General features: G+C 36.6%; 25 protein-coding genes. 18 read left to right on the top strand and 7 right to left on the bottom strand.

Annotation, left to right across the window (positions count from 1 at the left end):
* Window position 1 precedes the first annotated feature (1 nt).
* The 4 genes from ACH2BP_RS11505 to ACH2BP_RS11490 all read left to right on the top strand — a co-directional run bounded on the left by ACH2BP_RS11505 (window position 2) and on the right by ACH2BP_RS11490 (window position 1848).
* Entirely contained in the window at window positions 2-508 is a 507-nt protein-coding gene (locus ACH2BP_RS11505; RefSeq protein WP_395060034.1) for a hypothetical protein, read from the top strand.
* 14 nt (window positions 509-522) lie between these two features.
* Window positions 523-723, top strand: coding sequence for a hypothetical protein (locus ACH2BP_RS11500; protein ID WP_395060032.1), 201 nt, complete (start codon window positions 523-525; stop codon window positions 721-723).
* Window positions 724-803: 80 nt separating this feature from the next.
* A complete protein-coding gene (locus ACH2BP_RS11495) occupies window positions 804-1532 on the top strand; it encodes a hypothetical protein (protein ID WP_395060030.1) in 729 nt (242 codons plus the stop codon).
* Between the two features lie 85 nt (window positions 1533-1617).
* Complete coding sequence (locus ACH2BP_RS11490) at window positions 1618-1848, top strand: hypothetical protein (protein ID WP_395060028.1); 231 nt, start codon at window positions 1618-1620, stop codon at window positions 1846-1848.
* Here the strand turns inward: ACH2BP_RS11490 and ACH2BP_RS11485 are convergent.
* The 7 genes from ACH2BP_RS11485 to ACH2BP_RS11455 all read right to left on the bottom strand — a co-directional run bounded on the left by ACH2BP_RS11485 (window position 1845) and on the right by ACH2BP_RS11455 (window position 7313).
* Entirely contained in the window at window positions 1845-2291 is a 447-nt protein-coding gene (locus ACH2BP_RS11485) for a hypothetical protein (RefSeq protein ID WP_395060026.1), read from the bottom strand. The two genes, ACH2BP_RS11490 and ACH2BP_RS11485, sit on opposite strands and share 4 nt — an antisense overlap.
* Complete coding sequence (locus ACH2BP_RS11480; RefSeq protein WP_395060024.1) at window positions 2291-2764, bottom strand: phage virion morphogenesis protein; 474 nt, start codon at window positions 2762-2764, stop codon at window positions 2291-2293. The genes ACH2BP_RS11485 and ACH2BP_RS11480 overlap by 1 nt, the downstream gene beginning before the upstream one ends.
* The gene (locus ACH2BP_RS11475; RefSeq protein WP_395060022.1) at window positions 2764-3480 is read right to left on the bottom strand and encodes a phage minor head protein; all 717 of its coding nucleotides are present in this window, start codon (window positions 3478-3480) and stop codon (window positions 2764-2766) included. Before ACH2BP_RS11475 ends, ACH2BP_RS11480 begins: the two co-directional genes overlap by 1 nt.
* 155 nt (window positions 3481-3635) lie before the next feature.
* Entirely contained in the window at window positions 3636-4850 is a 1215-nt protein-coding gene (locus tag ACH2BP_RS11470) for a DUF935 family protein (protein ID WP_395060020.1), read from the bottom strand.
* A 2-nt stretch (window positions 4851-4852) separates the two neighbouring features.
* On the bottom strand, window positions 4853-5296 hold the full coding sequence (locus tag ACH2BP_RS11465) for a phage protein Gp36 family protein (RefSeq protein WP_395060018.1): 444 nt from the start codon (window positions 5294-5296) through the stop codon (window positions 4853-4855).
* Window positions 5297-5313: 17 nt separating this feature from the next.
* Entirely contained in the window at window positions 5314-6885 is a 1572-nt protein-coding gene (gene terL / locus ACH2BP_RS11460; RefSeq protein ID WP_395060016.1) for a phage terminase large subunit, read from the bottom strand.
* The gene (locus ACH2BP_RS11455) at window positions 6885-7313 is read right to left on the bottom strand and encodes a hypothetical protein (protein ID WP_395060014.1); all 429 of its coding nucleotides are present in this window, start codon (window positions 7311-7313) and stop codon (window positions 6885-6887) included. Before ACH2BP_RS11455 ends, terL begins: the two co-directional genes overlap by 1 nt.
* Window positions 7314-7762: 449 nt before the next feature.
* On the opposite strand from ACH2BP_RS11455, the gene ACH2BP_RS11450 reads away from it, so the two are divergent.
* The 14 genes from ACH2BP_RS11450 to ACH2BP_RS11385 all read left to right on the top strand — a co-directional run bounded on the left by ACH2BP_RS11450 (window position 7763) and on the right by ACH2BP_RS11385 (window position 17993).
* Entirely contained in the window at window positions 7763-8467 is a 705-nt protein-coding gene (locus ACH2BP_RS11450; RefSeq protein ID WP_395060012.1) for a hypothetical protein, read from the top strand.
* A 3-nt stretch (window positions 8468-8470) separates the two neighbouring features.
* A complete protein-coding gene (locus ACH2BP_RS11445; protein ID WP_395060010.1) occupies window positions 8471-9394 on the top strand; it encodes a hypothetical protein in 924 nt (307 codons plus the stop codon).
* A 56-nt stretch (window positions 9395-9450) separates the two neighbouring features.
* Window positions 9451-9831 carry a hypothetical protein gene (locus ACH2BP_RS11440; RefSeq protein WP_395060008.1) on the top strand — a complete coding sequence of 127 codons (381 nt, stop codon included), beginning with the start codon at window positions 9451-9453 and terminating at the stop codon, window positions 9829-9831.
* Window positions 9831-10250: an N-acetylmuramoyl-L-alanine amidase gene (locus ACH2BP_RS11435; protein ID WP_395060006.1), complete on the top strand. Its 420-nt coding sequence runs from the start codon at window positions 9831-9833 to the stop codon at window positions 10248-10250. The genes ACH2BP_RS11440 and ACH2BP_RS11435 overlap by 1 nt, the downstream gene beginning before the upstream one ends.
* A 12-nt stretch (window positions 10251-10262) precedes the next feature.
* Window positions 10263-10775, top strand: coding sequence for a hypothetical protein (locus ACH2BP_RS11430; protein WP_395060004.1), 513 nt, complete (start codon window positions 10263-10265; stop codon window positions 10773-10775).
* Between the two features lie 2 nt (window positions 10776-10777).
* Complete coding sequence (locus ACH2BP_RS11425) at window positions 10778-11176, top strand: hypothetical protein (RefSeq protein WP_395060002.1); 399 nt, start codon at window positions 10778-10780, stop codon at window positions 11174-11176.
* Between the two features lie 2 nt (window positions 11177-11178).
* The gene (locus tag ACH2BP_RS11420; RefSeq protein WP_395060000.1) at window positions 11179-12360 is read left to right on the top strand and encodes a DUF2586 family protein; all 1182 of its coding nucleotides are present in this window, start codon (window positions 11179-11181) and stop codon (window positions 12358-12360) included.
* Window positions 12361-12364: 4 nt separating this feature from the next.
* Complete coding sequence (locus ACH2BP_RS11415) at window positions 12365-12781, top strand: hypothetical protein (protein ID WP_395059998.1); 417 nt, start codon at window positions 12365-12367, stop codon at window positions 12779-12781.
* A 72-nt stretch (window positions 12782-12853) separates the two neighbouring features.
* Window positions 12854-13180, top strand: a complete 327-nt coding sequence (locus tag ACH2BP_RS11410; RefSeq protein WP_395059996.1) for a hypothetical protein — start codon at window positions 12854-12856, stop codon at window positions 13178-13180.
* A 56-nt stretch (window positions 13181-13236) separates the two neighbouring features.
* Window positions 13237-13377 carry a hypothetical protein gene (locus ACH2BP_RS11405; protein ID WP_395059994.1) on the top strand — a complete coding sequence of 47 codons (141 nt, stop codon included), beginning with the start codon at window positions 13237-13239 and terminating at the stop codon, window positions 13375-13377.
* Window positions 13378-13587: 210 nt separating this feature from the next.
* Window positions 13588-15945 (top strand): phage tail tape measure protein, encoded by a 2358-nt coding sequence (locus tag ACH2BP_RS11400; RefSeq protein WP_395059992.1) that lies wholly within the window; start codon window positions 13588-13590, stop codon window positions 15943-15945.
* On the top strand, window positions 15945-16538 hold the full coding sequence (locus ACH2BP_RS11395; RefSeq protein WP_395059990.1) for a DUF6046 domain-containing protein: 594 nt from the start codon (window positions 15945-15947) through the stop codon (window positions 16536-16538). Before ACH2BP_RS11400 ends, ACH2BP_RS11395 begins: the two co-directional genes overlap by 1 nt.
* Window positions 16519-17487: a hypothetical protein gene (locus ACH2BP_RS11390; protein ID WP_395059988.1), complete on the top strand. Its 969-nt coding sequence runs from the start codon at window positions 16519-16521 to the stop codon at window positions 17485-17487. Before ACH2BP_RS11395 ends, ACH2BP_RS11390 begins: the two co-directional genes overlap by 20 nt.
* Window positions 17487-17993 carry a hypothetical protein gene (locus tag ACH2BP_RS11385; RefSeq protein ID WP_395059986.1) on the top strand — a complete coding sequence of 169 codons (507 nt, stop codon included), beginning with the start codon at window positions 17487-17489 and terminating at the stop codon, window positions 17991-17993. The genes ACH2BP_RS11390 and ACH2BP_RS11385 overlap by 1 nt, the downstream gene beginning before the upstream one ends.
* Window positions 17994-17997 lie beyond the last annotated feature (4 nt).

Raw genomic sequence — 17997 nt, 5'->3', positions numbered from 1 at the left:
TATGATACTACCATTTAGCACAAAAATCAACGGAAAGGAAACTTTTTTTGTTGAAAAGATACATAAATCATTGCGAGAATTTTATTTTGATGAACATCTGCATTTATTTAGTTTTCAAAATGATAAATTTAATCACAATTTTTATCATAGATGTATCCCCAAACTCCACACCATACGTGAAGACAAAAATGACCGTTGGAAGGTTGGAACTAAAATAGATTTTTTCATTAATGTGCGTCAAAAAAATATGTTTCGGTTTGCTCCAGTTCTGCCATTGGTTAGTACTCAGAAAATTGAAATTATTTATGAGTTTGAAAATAATAATCGAAAAACTAGGCCTGTGGTTTGGATTTATGATATGGTATTTTATGATCCAGAGCGACGATGTGATAAAGGAATGTTAGAACTAGCAAAAAACGATGGCTTTAATACAATAGAAGATTTTTTTGATTACTTCGATAAAGATTATGTAGGTAAAATTATTCACTGGACTGGTTTAACATATTAACAACAACCTAAAAAATGAAAAAACAACTTTTAAAAATGTTTTTAAATAATATTAAGAACAAAATGGCAATAGCAATGGTTGAAATTGAGCTCAACTTAAACGATTCCGCTATTGTCGATAAAACCTCGCTAATGGGAAAGTATAAATATGTTGAGTGCTTTGAAAAAATACACGAAGCAAGTAACGAAATCGATAATCTCCTCCGAGATTTGTAATTATTAGACGTTGAAATATTTAAACCGCTCCAAGTGAGCGGTTTTTTTTTATACCTTTGAATTTCAAATTTTTATCACTTATGAGATTTTTAAAAAGGTTTTTCGGAATTAAAGGCGAACCAAAAGCGGTTACAATTAATGTTTTTGGCAATGATTATGTAGTTGACTTAAGCCCAGAAGCCCAGCAAAAAAGAAATGATGATTATGAAATTTTAAAGCAAAATTCTTGGAAAGAAATTAACGAAGTTAGTTTAGTAGGAGATGATGGCGTTACTTATTATGAAACTCAATTTGTAAACCCCTATGAGGAGGAGTTAGTTAACTTTTATGGCAGAATGAAATTTTCTGAAAACAAAGAATATTGTGTTGTTTTCGTTGGGGCTTTTTTCGGGGAGAAAGGAATGGTGGCACTTGTTAATACAACTACTCAAACTTTGCTTTATAAAATAAATGTTAATAGCCCACATAAGTGTAATGTTTCTAATAACGGTATAGTTGCCTGTAATGATTGGAACTCTCACGATTCTAAAAGCACATCGTTTTTTATTTTTGATGTAAATGGAAGTGTCATTTTTTCACAAAGAATGAATGAAAATATAGGAGATACTTGTTTAGTTAGTAAAGATGGTAACCTAGCAGCATTTGATACATTTAAAACCTATAATATAAAAATAGTTGATATTGAAAATAAGAAAATAATTCATAACTTTTCTAAAGGTAATACTAAAAAAATAGACATAGACTTTGAGGATAAAAAAATAATTTTTGAATACTTTGACGACACTCGAAAAATTAAAAACATTAATTAAACTAACAACCACGCCCGAAAGCGTGGTTTTTTTATGCGATAAAATCGACTTGCAAGATATTATGTAATGTAATAATTTTGGCACTATGGCAAACTCAAGAACTCAAGGCATACAGCGTAACAAACTGCTTCGCTATCGTGCCGTACAAGAAACGTACTTAAAACACAAAACAGACGACATTCCCTTTACGGTCGTTTGGCGAAAGTATGTCTATCCAGTTCACTTTATTAGTAAAGGCACACTTTACAATATTATCAATTGTCCTATCAACAAACTACTCAAGGAATTAGACACGCAACCTACATTGTTTGACTAGATGTTTGTTGCCTCAAACTCATACATTATTTGATATTCCTGTACGCCATCGTCGCGGAGTGTTCTTTCTAAACTTTTACGCAACATTTTACTGCAGTTTGCCTCTGGGTTAAAACCGTGTAGCTTTTCGTGAATGGTTTGTGCCAAATCCCAAATAAACCATGCTTGGTCTTTTTGCGTTTGTGGGGATTGCATACTGGTATTGGTTAATTTTAGTGTTGCCAACGTAATTTTTACTGATACCTTACCCATTTGCCTGTTTTGTGGCAGTTTGGCTCTGTCAATGCCTAAATTAGAATAATTTACATTAGCAATGTCAATCAAACAACACGGCCATTTAACAGGCGGTTGGTAATAGTTCAATTGTCCCCAATCCTCATCAATATATTTCAGTCCAGTTACTTCAGATAATTTAACTTGGATATTTTGTAAAAGTGCTTTCATTATTTTTTGCTTTTAAGAAGTTCTTCAGTAAACTTTTTTATGTTTCGTTCTATTATGGTTTGAATAGCCAACCGCAGTTGCGGATGGTCGCCTATAAATTGTCGTTGTGGCATTTTGACATTCATCTTTCGTGTAAAACTTCTAATTTTTTGCTCCTTACCGTTCACCGTTCTGCTGTGAGCTCTTACACTTTGCGTGGTTTTAATCGTGCCACCTTCGTTGTGAATTTTGGCATACGGAACATCGAAAGTCCAAACTAATGAATTGCCATTTCTTTGTGGAGTTTTGACACCTTTTCGCAATCGACCGCTACCTTTGCCCGTCAATATACCACGACCAGGATCGGAATTGTTTTTTCTACTTTGCCACTTCTTACCAAAGAAACCTTGTTGTTCGAAATTTCTATCAAACAACTCTGTGGCTTTCACACCAATATCTCTAATTGTTTTGTCCGTAAACTGTTTAAAGTCCATTATTTTGATAGTTGCTTAATAACTTCTTTTGCTCCAATCACTTTATTATAAGGATGTGACGGCGGAAATATAACTTTATCCTTTCCTGGATTAAATCTAAAAATTTCCAGTTTGTTTTTACCGTCTTTACCTATTTGACTAGTTGCGGTTTCTCCGTGAGTAATTGCTTTTTTACTGTCACTTACTTTATAATCTTCGGGCAAAACTTCAACCACGGTACAACGACAATGCCACCCATTTGGTGGGTAGAAACTATCCCAAAACGGATCAGATTTTGGCAAAGTTGTTTCACGCAAATTATTGTGGCTATCACGCACGCGATTATCACCTGCAGTACGATATTGCAAATTGTAATCGTCGCTAAAATTTGCCCACTTATTTGCCATTTGTGATGATGATACCGCAAACTGATATTCAGGTTCTAAATATTGACGATTGTATGTTTCACAGATTTTTTTTACATCTTGCCAGAACTCCGCAAATGGTTTTATTTTACCATCGCTATTCAATAAAAGTCTTGAAGCTTCAAAAAGTTGTGCGTGGGTTTTCAGTCCAGAAAACAAAAAAATATCCTTTTGTAAGTTTTCTAATAATGCACCATCAACAACATTATCAACTATCGTTTTATTAAAAATATCATTCGTTTGATTAATCAAATCTTGATATTCTTTGTTTTTTGCCAAATCTTTAGGCGTATAATTTTGGTTTTCGTGCAACTTTTTAAACGCCTTTTCTGCGGTTTTTAAAAGCCCTTTAAACCCTTTTGAAATTGATAGATTAAGCGTTTCTTTTTTAGTCTTGCAATCGTTACAATCGCAGTCGTACAAATAAGATAACCTTTGGTGGAACGCCCCAAAATAGTTTTCAGGGCTTAAGCGAAAAAATCGCCGTCAAGATTTAATTTTGTTGCACCAGGTGTTGGTGCAGGTGTCATTATTCTCTCCAAAACTTCAACGCCAAATTTGTCTTTTATAAATTCGGGTGGAACATTGTAATACTGCGCAAAACCGATTGTTCTTGTATAAAGTTGTTGCGTGTCTTCTTGTGGATCAAACTCAAAGAAAACTTCGCCTTTTAGAAAACCAATATTTACCAATGCAGGAATGATGGTGTCGTTCCAGTATTGTTCCACTTGCTCCATATCTGACTGTACCAATTGCCAAAGCATATCCTGCGAACTTTGTTCTTTACTATTGCTACCGTGTGCCGTATCTTGACCAATAACTGCTCCCGAAACAAGCATCGAAATTTCATTATTACATAAATTGATTAAATTTTTGTAAACATCACCGTTCGTGTTTACACCAGTTGCCCAATTAAAGTCTTCCGTTTTATCGATAATAAACCAAGCAGCATTACCCATATCACGCATCATTTGTTCGCCACGACGAAGCATATTCCCGTCCTGTGTATTGGTTTTCAAAACTCGTGGTGGAATGCCGTAAATTTCGCAAAGTTCACTCCAACACGACTCTGCAAATCGTTTGAATAAAACGTGGACAGCGGCTTTATTTAAAAGCCCCAACTCGTTAGAATTAAATTCTAAAATCCAAGTTCCAAACTCGGGCATATCTCTGTAAGAAATACCTTTGTCCTGTGTGTAATCTTTTAGAAACAACCCCTTTTGTGGAATTACGTTTGTTCGTGGCAAATTGGTAACATTTGGCACCATATCCCCTTTGGCGTTGGGTTGCAAATTCAATTCGACCAATGAATAACCATAGTACAAACTGTCTAATATTGCCAAAGTCAATTGGCGAAATACAGGGCTGTTTTTCAATGTCCGTGTTTGTTCATCGTCTTTATCTCCGCTAGCGTTTTTAATCGAAAAACTGGCAGTAAACAATTGTTGTTTTCTATTTTGGATTTGCGATGACAAAAGGGCGTCATCACTTATCTCGTTAAATAACAATTGCAGTTTATAGTTTTTTGGGTCTTCACTTTCAGCCAACCTCAAAGCCGTATTCCTACTCTGAATATCTTGACGAGTTCTGCTTATGGCTTTACTGTCATAAGGCAAAAAACGCTTTTGCGTATCTTGACTTTTTGACTGTATGGCTAATTTGTGTGTTCTTTTATTACGCATGATTATTCGTGATTAAATTTTGTACGACTTCCAAATCGGAATGGTTGTTTTGGCTCTGCTGATTCTTCTAAAATTGGTAGGTTAAGCGTAACCTCTCCTTTTGATATTCTTTTTAAATAATCAATTGCCCGGTCGTATCTTTCTTTGATGTGTTCGTAGATAATATCAGGGTTCGACAATTGGCAAACATACCAAACTGCAATGGTTTTAACGTGTTGCATTATGAGCGCATTTCTGCCTGTGCCTTGTGCCGAAAATATCACATCAACATCGTATCGAGGTCGTCCGTCTTGCCATTGTTTTAAATTATTTGAAGTCAAATAACTTCGAACTTCTTGCTCTGCCGTGGCAATTGCCGTTAAAGCAATATCACTATTTTGCTCCACGATTTGAGCCAATTGGTATTCGTAGATTATAGTATTGAGTTCTGGAACTGTGATAAACATAATTGATAATTTATTGATTAAAACCTTTGATTGGTTCTGTTACCAAAGGCATACACATTTTTTGAAATATGGGTTGAAATATTCACAACAGAGAATGCTCCGTGAGTTGCATCGGGTCCATCGTCGTGCGCTTGACTTCCTTTTTCAAAGGCAAGGAACTGGTCGATTAAGGTTTGCATATCACTATCGGGAATATCATCTGAATTGAAATACACATTTTTACGTTCAAAGTGTCCCACTAAACTTTCTATACGGTCGTACTTATCGGCTTTACTTCTTTTATCGGCGGTTACTGGAATGTAGTATCCTCGCTTTTCACCTTCCGCATCAAAGTCGGAAACAAACTCATCCATTGCAAAAAGTCCCTCAATCATATAGCGAATATTCACGCTTTGTAAATTGAAATACTCATACATATCATAAAGCCATTTAGCGGAATGCGCACGGCTTTTTTGTTGCAAATAGCAAAGTAAAATATGAAACTCTTTATCTAATTTACCAACCAAAACAAGCGCTTTATAATCGGCATTGGCTTTGTATGATAAATCGCCATAGAAACACAAGGCATTGTACTCTTTTAACGGAACGGCTTTTTTATGCAAAATATCCTCATACTTAAAAATCGCACCGTCTTCGATATGAACGTGCATATACTCTCGCATAAACGAGCGATATGGCATTGAATTAAATTTATTTCGCCAATATTCGGAGCTTGTTTTTTCTGGCCATTGGGGCTTAAAATCTTTAGTGTCTTTTACAGCGCAAACGGTTAGAACCTCAAACTTAATAGCATGTTGCTCTCCAGTTTCATTTTGTTTTTTTATAACCTCATTGAAATAAAGTTTTAACCTATTGGTAATACTGTTTTTATTGAAGTTATTATTTGCATAAACAAAACGCTCGGTTGCATCGTCATCACTATCAAAACAGCCCCAAATATCCTCTGTAATAAAGTCGATGGCTTCACGCATCATTCGGTCGTTATTCACGTGGCGTTTGTCGTCAACATCATCAACCGCGATATAATCTGGTCGTTCGGATTGCTCTCTCGCTCCACGTGGGTTTTGCCCAAATCCTAATGACATAAACTTTACACCATCGGTCGTTACAAAGTCGCCATCTGCCCAGTTACCGTGTTGGAACTTTTCGCCATAATCATTTTTTAAACGATTATTAAATTGCAATTGTCCCTGTATTCCAGATAATAGTCTTTTTGCTTTGGGTTCTGTCTCGCCCACCAACAACATGAATTTCAAATCGTTTTTAACCAAATACAAAAACAAAGGAATTCCCATATCAATGTGAACTGACTTACCTGCAGAGCGAAACATTTCGCCTAAAAATCGAAGCCTTTTATTATTGATAATGGTATTTGCCATTGAAGTGTGAAACCAACCACATTTTTTTTTGGCATAATTTGGAAAGTAATGCTCGAACCAGTCGACATATTCTTTCTCTAATTTTTTAATCCGTTCGGATTTTTGTTTTGCGGTTTCGTGTATGTCAATGGTGGTGGCTTGGGCGATACGTAAACAATGCTTATCGTAGTCCTGTAGCAGTTTTAAATATTTTCTGTTTTCTACACTCATTAGTTTTCAAGACTTATCCTGTGTTGTAAAAATAATTTATGATAGTTGGTGCATTTGGTTGCAAAATCCGCATCCATTTGAGATATAAACAAGTCCAAATCTTTAAGGATTTTATGTACTACAATCGGGTCGGAAGTTTTTTCGCATTTGTCGAGTGCCGCCATTAGTTTAGAAATACCATCTGCGGGAAGTTTTGGAATTCCACCACTTGCTACATTTAATAGCTCCTGCTGCAATAACTGTTTTATTTTGGTTGGCGATGCGTGAAAGTTTAAGCGTTTCTCATCCCAATCATATTTTCTTACCCATGCGCTTATTGTTGGCTGTAGTACATTGTATAAATCCGAAACCTCACGTTGTGTTGCCTCAAAATTTTCAATATAGTACGCCTCCGCTTTTAGCCGGGTTGCATCTTTTGACCTTGCCATTTTACAAATTTTATAAGCAAAAGTCCACCGATTTAATGGGTTTCAAAAAAAAATATTTAAGCAATGAATACTATTGAAAACCCATTGTTTACAAGTGTTCAAAGGGTGAGCGCTTATTTTTTTTAGTCTAAAAAACGCCTAAAATTTGCTATCTCAAAATGAAACAATAGTAATTAATTATGCCAAAATCTTTTGTCTTTAATGACCAAACCCAATCGAATAGTTACGGCTTCAGAATTCTGACAGCTGGTATCAGTTTGAAGCGATTTAATAAGAACCCAATAATGTTAAACCAACATTGGAACTCTACGCAATCGGTATTGGGCAAGTGGGAAAATTTGCGTATTGAAAATGGAGTGCTTTTAGGCGACCCAGTTTTTGACATCGAAGACGAGGAGGCCTTGAAAGTATCGGGCAAGGTTGAGCGTGGGTTTATTAACTCGTGCTCAATGGGAATTACGTTTAATCGTGAAAATCTAAAAATTATCGGTACTGAACTGATAATGGAAAAATGCGAATTATATGAAAATTCAATTGTTGCCGTTCCCTCAAATGCCAATTCTATTAGACTGTATGCCGACAATGGCGAACTCTTAAAAGATGACGAAGTGAAACAACTTTGTTTATCCCTACAGCCAGAAGATTTGGGAATTATAAAACCTATTGAAGTAGAAAATTTAGAAATTAATTCAAATAGTATGAAAAAAATCATCTTATCAGTTGCCACACTTATGGCATTAAGTTTTGATAAAGAGACTCCAGAGGTGGATGTCGAGGCTGTAGAATCGGCTGTATTAAAACTGTCCACAGAAAACACAGCAATGAGAGCAAAATTGCTCGTATTGGAAACTGAAAAGGACAACGCACAGACGTTAGCCATTACCGAAATGGTAGAGCTTGCCGTTACTGAAGGCAGAATTCCTGCCACTAAAAAGGACGACTTCGTAAATCTTGCAAAAGTTGATTTTGTATTAGCAAAAAGCACGTTGGATTCTATTCCTGTAAAAGTGACTTTGGCTGGTACTGTAGTTCCTGCCGTAAGTGGCGCGGTGGTTTCAAAAGAAGACTTCCAAAAATTGAGCCATACGGCACAAATGGAATTCAAAGCAACCAACCCAAACGAGTACAATAAATTGTTTAACGTAAAAAAATAAAATATGCCAGCAAATATGCCAGAGGTTTGGTTAGATAGAATTATCAACAACCTTACAACCGCAGACCAAGCTCCATTCCTTGAAGGAATTGCAGAAATGGATGTTGATGTTTCTCAAATGGGCGAAGGTACCATTACAGAGAGTAACATTATTCACGTGCCAACCAGTGAGTTTGCACCTGATATTTTGATTAATAACTCAACGTATCCAATCGCTTTACAAGCGTACACGGACGATGCGGTTACTATTCAATTGGATAAATACCAAACCAAAGTGGTAACACTTACTGACGACCAAGTTATGGGCGCGTCTTACGACCGTATCGACAACGCTACTCGTAAAACAGTACAAAAATTGGCGTCAGAGAAATTCTCAAAAGCTATTCACGCTATCGCTCCAACAGCCGACACGGTAAAAACACCAGTTATTACTGCTACAGGTGGAGGTGGTGCGACTCCGCTAACTGACCCTTCTGGTCGTTTACGTTTGGTTTACGAAGATTTAGTGACGTTAAAAGGGCGTTTCGGTAAAATTAAGGGTTGCCCAATTCTGGGAAGACGTTTGGTTTTATGTGATGACCACTACAACGATTTGTTGTTAGACAGAAAGAATTTTGGTGACCAATTGGTAAACTACAAAAAAGGCGATGTCGCTCCGATGATTGCAGGTTTTGAAATTTTCCAATACGAAAATATGCCGGCTTATGCCGCAGGTACTAAAAAAGCCTACGGAACTATTCCAGTTGGTACAGATAAAACGGCTTCGGTTGCTTTTGTTGTGGATAACATTGCTAAAAAAACAGGAAATACAAAACAGTATTTCACTGCGGCAAAAGATAATCCAACCACTCAAACAAATCAGTTAGCGTATCGCCACTACTTTATTGCAGTGCCTTTCCAAGCTAGTATGATTGGAGCAATTCTTTAGTAATAAAAAAAAGGCTCTCATATAATGTGTGAGAGCCTTTAAAAAAAATTGTCAAAATGCAGAATTTTTTAAACGTTGTTCTTTGGCCGTCATTATTCGCTTTTTTGGGTATTCTATCAACAAAAATATGGGATTGGATAAAACCAAAATTTCAAAAAGATATTGATAAGGCTAACGCAAAAGCAAAAGAAATTGAGAATGATAAATCACAATTAGATTTAACAAAAGGACTTTTGGATTTTGCCACAGAACAGTTAGAAAAAGCAGTAATTCAAATCAAAAAAAGAGATGAAATTATTGACGCACAAGACATTCAGATTCAAGATTTAAATTCCAAGTTAAAATTAAGAAACACACAGTTTGATGAATTAACTGAAAAGCTAGATCATGTACTTAATGAACTTGGTAAATACAAACAGTTAAACGGCAAAATATAATGAGAAATATAAAGTATATAGCCGTGCATTGCACCGCCACTGCCCAAACGGCAAAAATAGAAGCAATTCAAAACTACTGGCGTGAACATCTAGGATGGACAATGCCCGGCTACCACTTTATTATCAAAGCTGATGGCGCATTAGTCAATTTACTGCCCATAGAAAAAGTTTCTAACGGCGTAAAGGGGTTTAATTCTGAAACTATCAATATATGCTATATAGGTGGAATTGATAAAAAAGGAGTGCCAAAAGACACCAGAACTATCGAGCAAAAGGCAACACTATTGGCAACTTTAAAAGTGCTAAAAAATAAATTTCCAACAGCAATAATTCAAGGGCATAGAGATTTTCCAAAGGTAAAAAAAGCGTGTCCGAGTTTTGATGCAAGAAAAGAATATCAAGATTTAAAAACCATTTAAAACCCATTTAAAATGAAAAACAGTATAAAAGGATTATTGTCTTTTTTGTTTTTGTTTGTTGTTTTGGTCGGAACGTTTACTGCTTGCAAAAGCACGAACGTTCCAGTACCAACAAATACAGAAACTACCAAAGAAGTAAACACAAAAGTAGTACTTCGTGACACTATTTTTAAAACCAAACAGGACAGCAGTTACTACAAGGCGTGGCTGGAATGTCAGAACAATAAGGTAGTCATAAAGACAAAAAGTGAAGCCCAGAGAGGCAACTATCTTAAAGAACCAAAGGTCATCATTAAAGACAATTATTTAACGGTTGATTGTGAGGCGGAAGCGCAAAAGCTATTCGCTCAATGGAAAGATGTTTACACGTTAGAAAATCAATCTAAAACGATAACCATTACGGTACCAGTCGAGAGGCAACTCACTTGGTGGCAGAAATTCCAAATATGGTGCGGTCGAATTTTTCTAATTATAGGATTAGTTTCAGTCATCAAGTTTTTATTAAAATTTTATAAACCCATTTAGCTATGAAAAATACAATTTTTGATACACATCCAAATTTGGATTGCTATTTCGAGACTGCAGACGGTTCTTGTTTTTTTACTGAAAACGCGGCAGAAGCTCACTCAAAAACTTTAGAGGATAAAAAAGTAAAAACGGTTCATAATACGGCTGAAAAAAGCTCAAATGACTCTGAAGAGGATAAAAAAGCAAAAGTGGTTCATAATACGGCTGAAAAAAGCCCAAATGATTCTGATGACGAATTAATTCTAAAAGTGAAAGAACTTGAAGACACAGAGCTTGTAAAAGAAAATTACATAGCCTTAAAGGGTTTAGTAAAGTATTTTCAAATTGAAGTGGCCGACCAAAAAGCGGATACACTTATCCAAGCGTTAACGGATTATAAACTTAAACTACAAGCGTAACTATGAACACAGTAGTATTTAATAGACAAGGTGGCGGTTTGGCTCGAAGATTACCGGGAGAGGATCATATCAGCGGTTTGATTGTTTACGGACAAACAAATCTTGATAAAGTCTTAATTATTGAGCCCGAAGGTTTAGACGCGCTTGGAGTTACGGCAGTAACGCATCCCGTACTTCACTATCACGTTTCTGAATATTTCAGAGTTAATCCAGGATCGAAATTATACATAGTTTCTATTTTGGATAATGACGGCGAGTTTTTGGCAGTTAAGCAGTTGCAACAATTTGCAGAGGCAAAATTGAGACAGCTCGGAATTGTCGATTTGGTTACAACTTTTGCCAATTTGGCAACTGCGGCAACTACTATTCAAGAGAAACTTGCAGAGTTAGCGGTTTTAAATATGCCTTTGAGTGCGGTTTACTCTATTCACAATATAACACCCGCCAATCTTTTTGCCTTGCCAAATCTACGCGCTTTGAGTTGCGATAGATTAAGTGTTTGTATTGGTCAAGACGGTTCTGGACGCGGCAACTATGTTTCGGGAACGGAAGGCGTAAAAGTTGGAATAGTCGGCGCAACATTGGGAGCAATTTCAAGAGCCAAAGTTCACGAAAGCATCGGTTGGGTTGAAAAGCAAAACCTTGTATCGGGAACATATCCGAAAGCATTGACTGGTAACTTAGTTGTGGCTCGTGAGTTGGACGTTGTTCAATTTATTGACGGCACATTACTCGGAGATTTGACACCTGCACAAATTCAATCTATTAACGATAAAGGTTACTTATTTCCAATCAAACACATTGGTTATACCGGAACTTTCTTTAATGATAGTTATACGGCAACGGAATCAGATAGCGACTTCGCTACAATTGAAAACAACCGGGCAATTGATAAAGCACAACGTGGCGTTTACGTTAAGTTGTTGCCTAAAATTTCAGGGCCTATTTACATCGATCCTGCAACTGGAAGTATCAGCGCGGATTCAATCGCTTCATTAGAGGCCATCGGTGCAATTCCTTTGGAGCAAATGGAACGTGACGGCGAGTTGAGCGGATTTAAAATATTTATTAACCCAGACCAAGACGTATTGAGTTCGTCAAGACTTCAAGTTACAATTAAAATTGTACCAGTTGGAGTGTTGAGAGAAATAGTTGTCAATATTGGTTTTGCATTAAACGTATAATCAAATGGAATTTACACCCTTAATTAACGGTCGTGAATACGGCTGGGGAGACATTGCCGTAACGGTATCGGCAACACCACTTATTGGAATTAGAGCCGTAAAATACGAGGAGGATCAAGAAAAAGAAAATATCTATGGTGCAGGGAGAAATCCAGTATCTCGTGGATATGGTCGAGTAAAAACAACGGGGTCAATTACTTTGTTATCCGCCACCGTTTTTGCAATGCAAGCAACGGCACCGCGTGGTAAACTACACAACATTGCTCCATTCCCTATTGTAGTAAGCTACCAACCAGAAACTGGTGGGATAGTAAAGCACGTTTTGAAAAATTGTGAGTTTAAGAAAACCACTTTTGACTGGAAAGAAGGCGATATGTCGAAAGAAATCGAACTTGAATTAGTCATCTCGCATATAGAATAAAACAAATCTAAAAGCCCCTCCTCTCCTGGAGGGGAATTAGTAATAAACAAAATACTTGAAACACAAAACAAAATGGAAACATCAGAAAAATTAGTATGTGGTTTAACAGAACCACAAATAGAAGCATTAAAAAAGAAACACGGCTTTTTAGTTGTTGTGGACGTTAGGCAAGGAGAAAACACCTTTAACGCCATTTTCAAAGAGCCAACTTTTGAAGTTCTTGAAGCAACTGGAGCTATTGGTAAAAACAGCGAGATAAAAGGCACAATTGCCCTTTACGAAAACTGCGTTGTGAAAGTTGATGACGAAATCAACCAAAGAGATTTCGCAAAATTAAAAGCATTGGAAGGTTTAGCGCAACACATGAATTCATTTTCTGTTAGCGTAAAAAACTTGTAGTCCGTCTGCAAAACGGCGGGGACGATGTGGGAAAGATGCAAGGTGATGCCCTAATAATGGCAAACTTTAGAGTTAATCCCAAAGAATTACAAGTTAACCAATGGGGAGAGTATTACGCTAAAGCGATATGGTTAGAAGAATGGCGCTTAAAAAATCAAGCGGAAATGTTTAAAAATTTGTTTGGTGGAAGCGAATAATTAACAGCCATTATCCTTATTGATACGGTTGCCTAAATTGATTAACGCATAAAAAAACCATAAGCCAGCAACGACACCAAATATAATTGGTGAGAAGAATACCGAAAGAATTAGACTACCAACAAGGGCGTATAACATCGGCTTTGGAGTGTATTTATATTTTTTCATATAAAAGGTTTAGTGTCAACGACATTGCAAATATACAAAAAAATGGATGGACTTAATTATAATTTGAACTTTAACAGTAATGGAGGCGCAATTTTCGCCACCATTAATACTGGTTTAGATAATGTTCAAAATAATGTAACCAAGACCACCAAAGTATTTGGCGATTGTTATAAGGCATTATTATCCGTAAATCTTGCCGCCGATGGTATAGCTCAATTAAGTCAAATGCTTGACGGAGTCATTGCACCGGGTATTGCTTTAAATACTCAAATGGCAGATTTAAGCGCCATTACAGGACTTACAGGACAGGGTTTAAAAGATATTGAAAAGGCGGCTCGTGATAGTGCTAAAACATTTGGTACAGACGCAAGTCAAAATGTCAATTCTTATAAATTGATTCTTTCGCAGTTATCTCCAGAGATTGCCAAAAGTTCGGAGGCAATGAAATTGATGGGCAATAATGTAAATATTTTGTCTAAAACAATGGGTGGCGATACCGTAGCGGCAACCGAGGTTCTAACCACGGCGATGAATCAATACGGCGTTTCTACTAAAGACCCAATTGCGGCGAGTAAAGCAATGGCCGATATGATGAATGTTATGGCGGCGGGTGCTAAAGAAGGTTCTGCAGAACTGCCACAAATCAAACAAGCATTAGAGCAAGTGGGTATGGTGGCAAAAACCACAGGGTTGAGTTTTGTTGAAACAAATGCCGCTATTCAAATGTTGGATAAGGCAGGTAAAAAAGGAGCTGAAGGCGGAGTGGCATTACGTAACGTTTTAACCACACTTTCAGAAGGTCGTTTTGCCAGTAAAGATGCCACATTTGGTTTACAGCAAATGGGGATTAGTACGGCTACACTTGCCAACGCTAGTATTCCGTTAACGGATAGATTGCGAATGTTAAAACCTGTTATGGGCGATACGGCATTGATGACCAAAGTATTTGGTAAAGAAAATATGGCGGCATCTATTGCATTAATCGAAAGTGCCGATGCACAAGATGAACTAGCAAAAAAGATTTCGGGTACTAATACTGCAGTAGAACAAGCCAATGTGGTTATGGGCAGTTACCAGGAGCGAATGAATAGAGCTACTGCAATTATGCAAGATTGGAAAATATCTGTATTTAATGCAACACAAGCCTACTTGCCGTATGTAAAACACATGATGACTTCTATTAGTTCAATGGGCGAAATGGCACGTGGTTATATTGCAATTAAATCAACTTTAGAGGCTTTTTTACCTAAATTATTTGTTAAGACAGTTGCCACAGAGGCCGACACGATTGCTACAACAGAAAGTGCAGTAGTAACTGGAGGTGGAAGTATCATAAATAGAATTTATGCCGCTACTATTGGAAGTATAACACGAGCAACTCGTTCCGCAACGGCGTCACAGCTAGGTTTGAATTTAGCAATGCTAATGAGTCCTGTTGGATTGGTTGTTATTGGAGTTCTCGCCCTGGTTGCAACTTTCAAATATTTGTGGGATCACTCGAAACGATTTAGAGAAATTCTATTCGGAATTTGGGAAGCGGCAAAGGCAGTATTTACCAATATCGGGGTGTTTATAAAACGTGTTTGGGACATGGTAGTAAAACCAGTTGTTATGGCATACTACACTTTTTACAATTTTGTATTTACCAAAATATGGGATTTCATTAAATGGGTTTTCAATGGTATTGCCGCCATATTCGTTTGGCTTTATGAGCAATCCGTTTCAGTTTTTACAACTATTAAAAATTTTGTAGTTGGTGTTTTCAACTGGATAGTGGAGCAAGTTAGCGGTGCATTAACAACGGTTGGCTCTTTCTTTAGTGGTTTGTGGGACTGGTTTAGTGGCGTGTTTTCGGGTTTTGCCAATTTTATTAATGAGTGGCTTATCCAACCCATACGAGATGCCTTTGGTGGCGTTTGGGACTGGATTGTAGGATTATTTGAAAAAATTATGGACAAACTAACAGGCGTTTTCGCACCAATTAAAAAGTTTTTCAAGACACTGTTTTCAGGCGAAGGTATGACCGATGTAAAGGCGGCATATAAAGACGGTGAGAAAAAAGGGGCGGCAAGTTTTGATAAAGACCAAAAGAAAAACCAAAAAGTAGAGGTCGTTGCTAAAGTTGAACCTAAAAAAGATAAAAACGCATTCGATGTTACTAAAGGTAGCGCAGGAATGGTTCCTGCAACAAAACCAATTGGTGGCGTCGGGGCTAAAGATAAAAAAGAAAGCGGTGGTACTGGTGGCGGTTCGGGTTCTCGAAACATAACCATTGGGAAACTGATTGAAAATATGCACATCCACGTTGGTGGCACGATTCGGGAAAGTAAAGAAAGTATCAAACAATCAATTACAGAAGTTTTATTAACGGCTGTGAATGATGTAAACCTTGCCAACTAATGGAATTTTCATTTTCAAAAACACCATTAATGCCATTTGGTAATATAGCAGCAATAGGATTGAGCTCTGCAATTACTAATAAATTGGATTTTGGTTCAGAGGATTTTAATTTCAACGGTGCAGACTATATAGGAGTGCCTACATTAACAAGTTTGGCATTCAACTATAAAGGAGAGAAAATTGATTTTCCAGAATGTATCATTACTGTAAATCAAGAAAAAAATATAGTGACCACTCCAATGGAGGGTAGAGACGGAACTATAAAAGAGTATATAAGCGATGGCGATTATACCATTGCTATGGAAGCGGCAGTTTGTAGTTACATAATTAATCAAAATGGCGAAACGGATTATAAAACAAGTCACGCATATCCAAAGGAACAACTGGAAAAGTTAATCCGTTTTTTGAAAATAAAAGATGCATTAGACGTACAAAGTGATTTTCTAACACTATACGGAATTAAAAACGTGGTAGTAAAAAGTTATGGAATGGTGCAAGAAACACATAGCAATCGCCAGGCGTTTAATATACAAATGTTAAGCGATACGCCATACGAAATAAAAATTAATCAAGATGTTGCGATTAACAAGTGAGATAATAATTCAAGGATCACAAACGTGGAAGTTTGACGCACTAAACAATTGCACTATTGTTGAAGATATGGCAACATTAACCGATACCTGCGAATTGTTACTTCCAAAAAGAGTGGATTGGCAAGGAGCGAAACATTTTGAATTACCAATAAAAAGAGGTGATAAAATAACGGTTAAACTGGGTTACAACGGAGTTTTAAAAACTCGATTTGTAGGATACATTAGAACTGTTGATGCAAAGAAGCCGATTAAGATAATGTGTGAAGACGGAATGTTTTTACTTAAAACAGTTGAAACCAAAAAGAAAGGATACAAGAAAGTCACATTAAAAGAATTAATAACCGACTTACTTGCCGGAACTGGAATTGATTTTTTATTAGTTGACGGTGATATTCCTTTAGGCTCGTATCGAATGCTAAAAGATACGGTTGCGGAGGAGTTAAGCGAAATGAAAAGTAAGTACGGATTACGTGCTTATTTCCGAACAATAAACGGACAATCAAAACTATATGTAGGGCTTGGTTATCCTTTTGACAACAGAAAAAAAGAAAGTTTTATATATGGTCAAAATTTAATTAGTGAAGACTTTGTGTATCGAATTGCAGAGGACGTAAAAATTAAAGTCAAAGCCATTTCAATTGATGACAAAAATAAAAGAACTGAAATTGAAACGGGTGACAAAGATGGCGAACTCTACACGGTTTACCACGATAATATTGGAATTGATGAATTACGAAAATTTGCGGAAAGTGAATTGAAGCGATTTAAAACGACAGGATTTAAAGGCAGTTTTGAAACATTTGGAGAGCCATTTGTCAATAAATGCGACATCGCTCATATTGAAGCTTCGGACGGTAACAAGGGAGACTTTCTAATAAAAAAAATAGAAGTCAATTTCGGAATGAATGGTTACAGGCAAAAAATTGAAATAGGACAACCACTTACATAATGGAAAACGAACCAAACATAGCAGGCGCAATTAAAAAAATATCAAAGTCAAGCGATGAAGTGTATGCCAAAGTTTGTGAAGTTCTCGAAGTGAACAACGACGATAAAACGATTGACGTAAAACCTATTGACGATACTGCAGAAATATTTAATGTTCGTCTGCAGGCGGAAAGTGAAACTGGAGGACTGGTTTTAATTCCAAAAGTAGGAAGTATGGTTTTGGTTGTTTTTTTAAACAAAAACAATGCGGCAGTTGTCAATACAAGTGAGATTGAAAAGTTTTCGTTAGTCATTTCACCTTGCAAATTTGAAGTTGACAATACGGGATTTTTGTTGCAAAAGGAAAACGAAACATTAAAAAAGATAATGATTGATTTGGTTGGAGCCGTAAAACAAATGAGTTTCACATTAACTACTCCAGATACAATTAACGGAGCAACAACTTTGCTAAATAATATAAATCAATTTATAAGTATTGAAACAAGGATTAACCAGTTTTTAAAATAGGTTT

Source organism: Flavobacterium sp. (assembly GCF_043756175.1).
GTDB lineage: Bacteria > Bacteroidota > Bacteroidia > Flavobacteriales > Flavobacteriaceae > Flavobacterium.
Note: the sequence above shows the minus strand (reverse complement) of the source record. Positions and strands in the feature narration are given on the sequence as shown.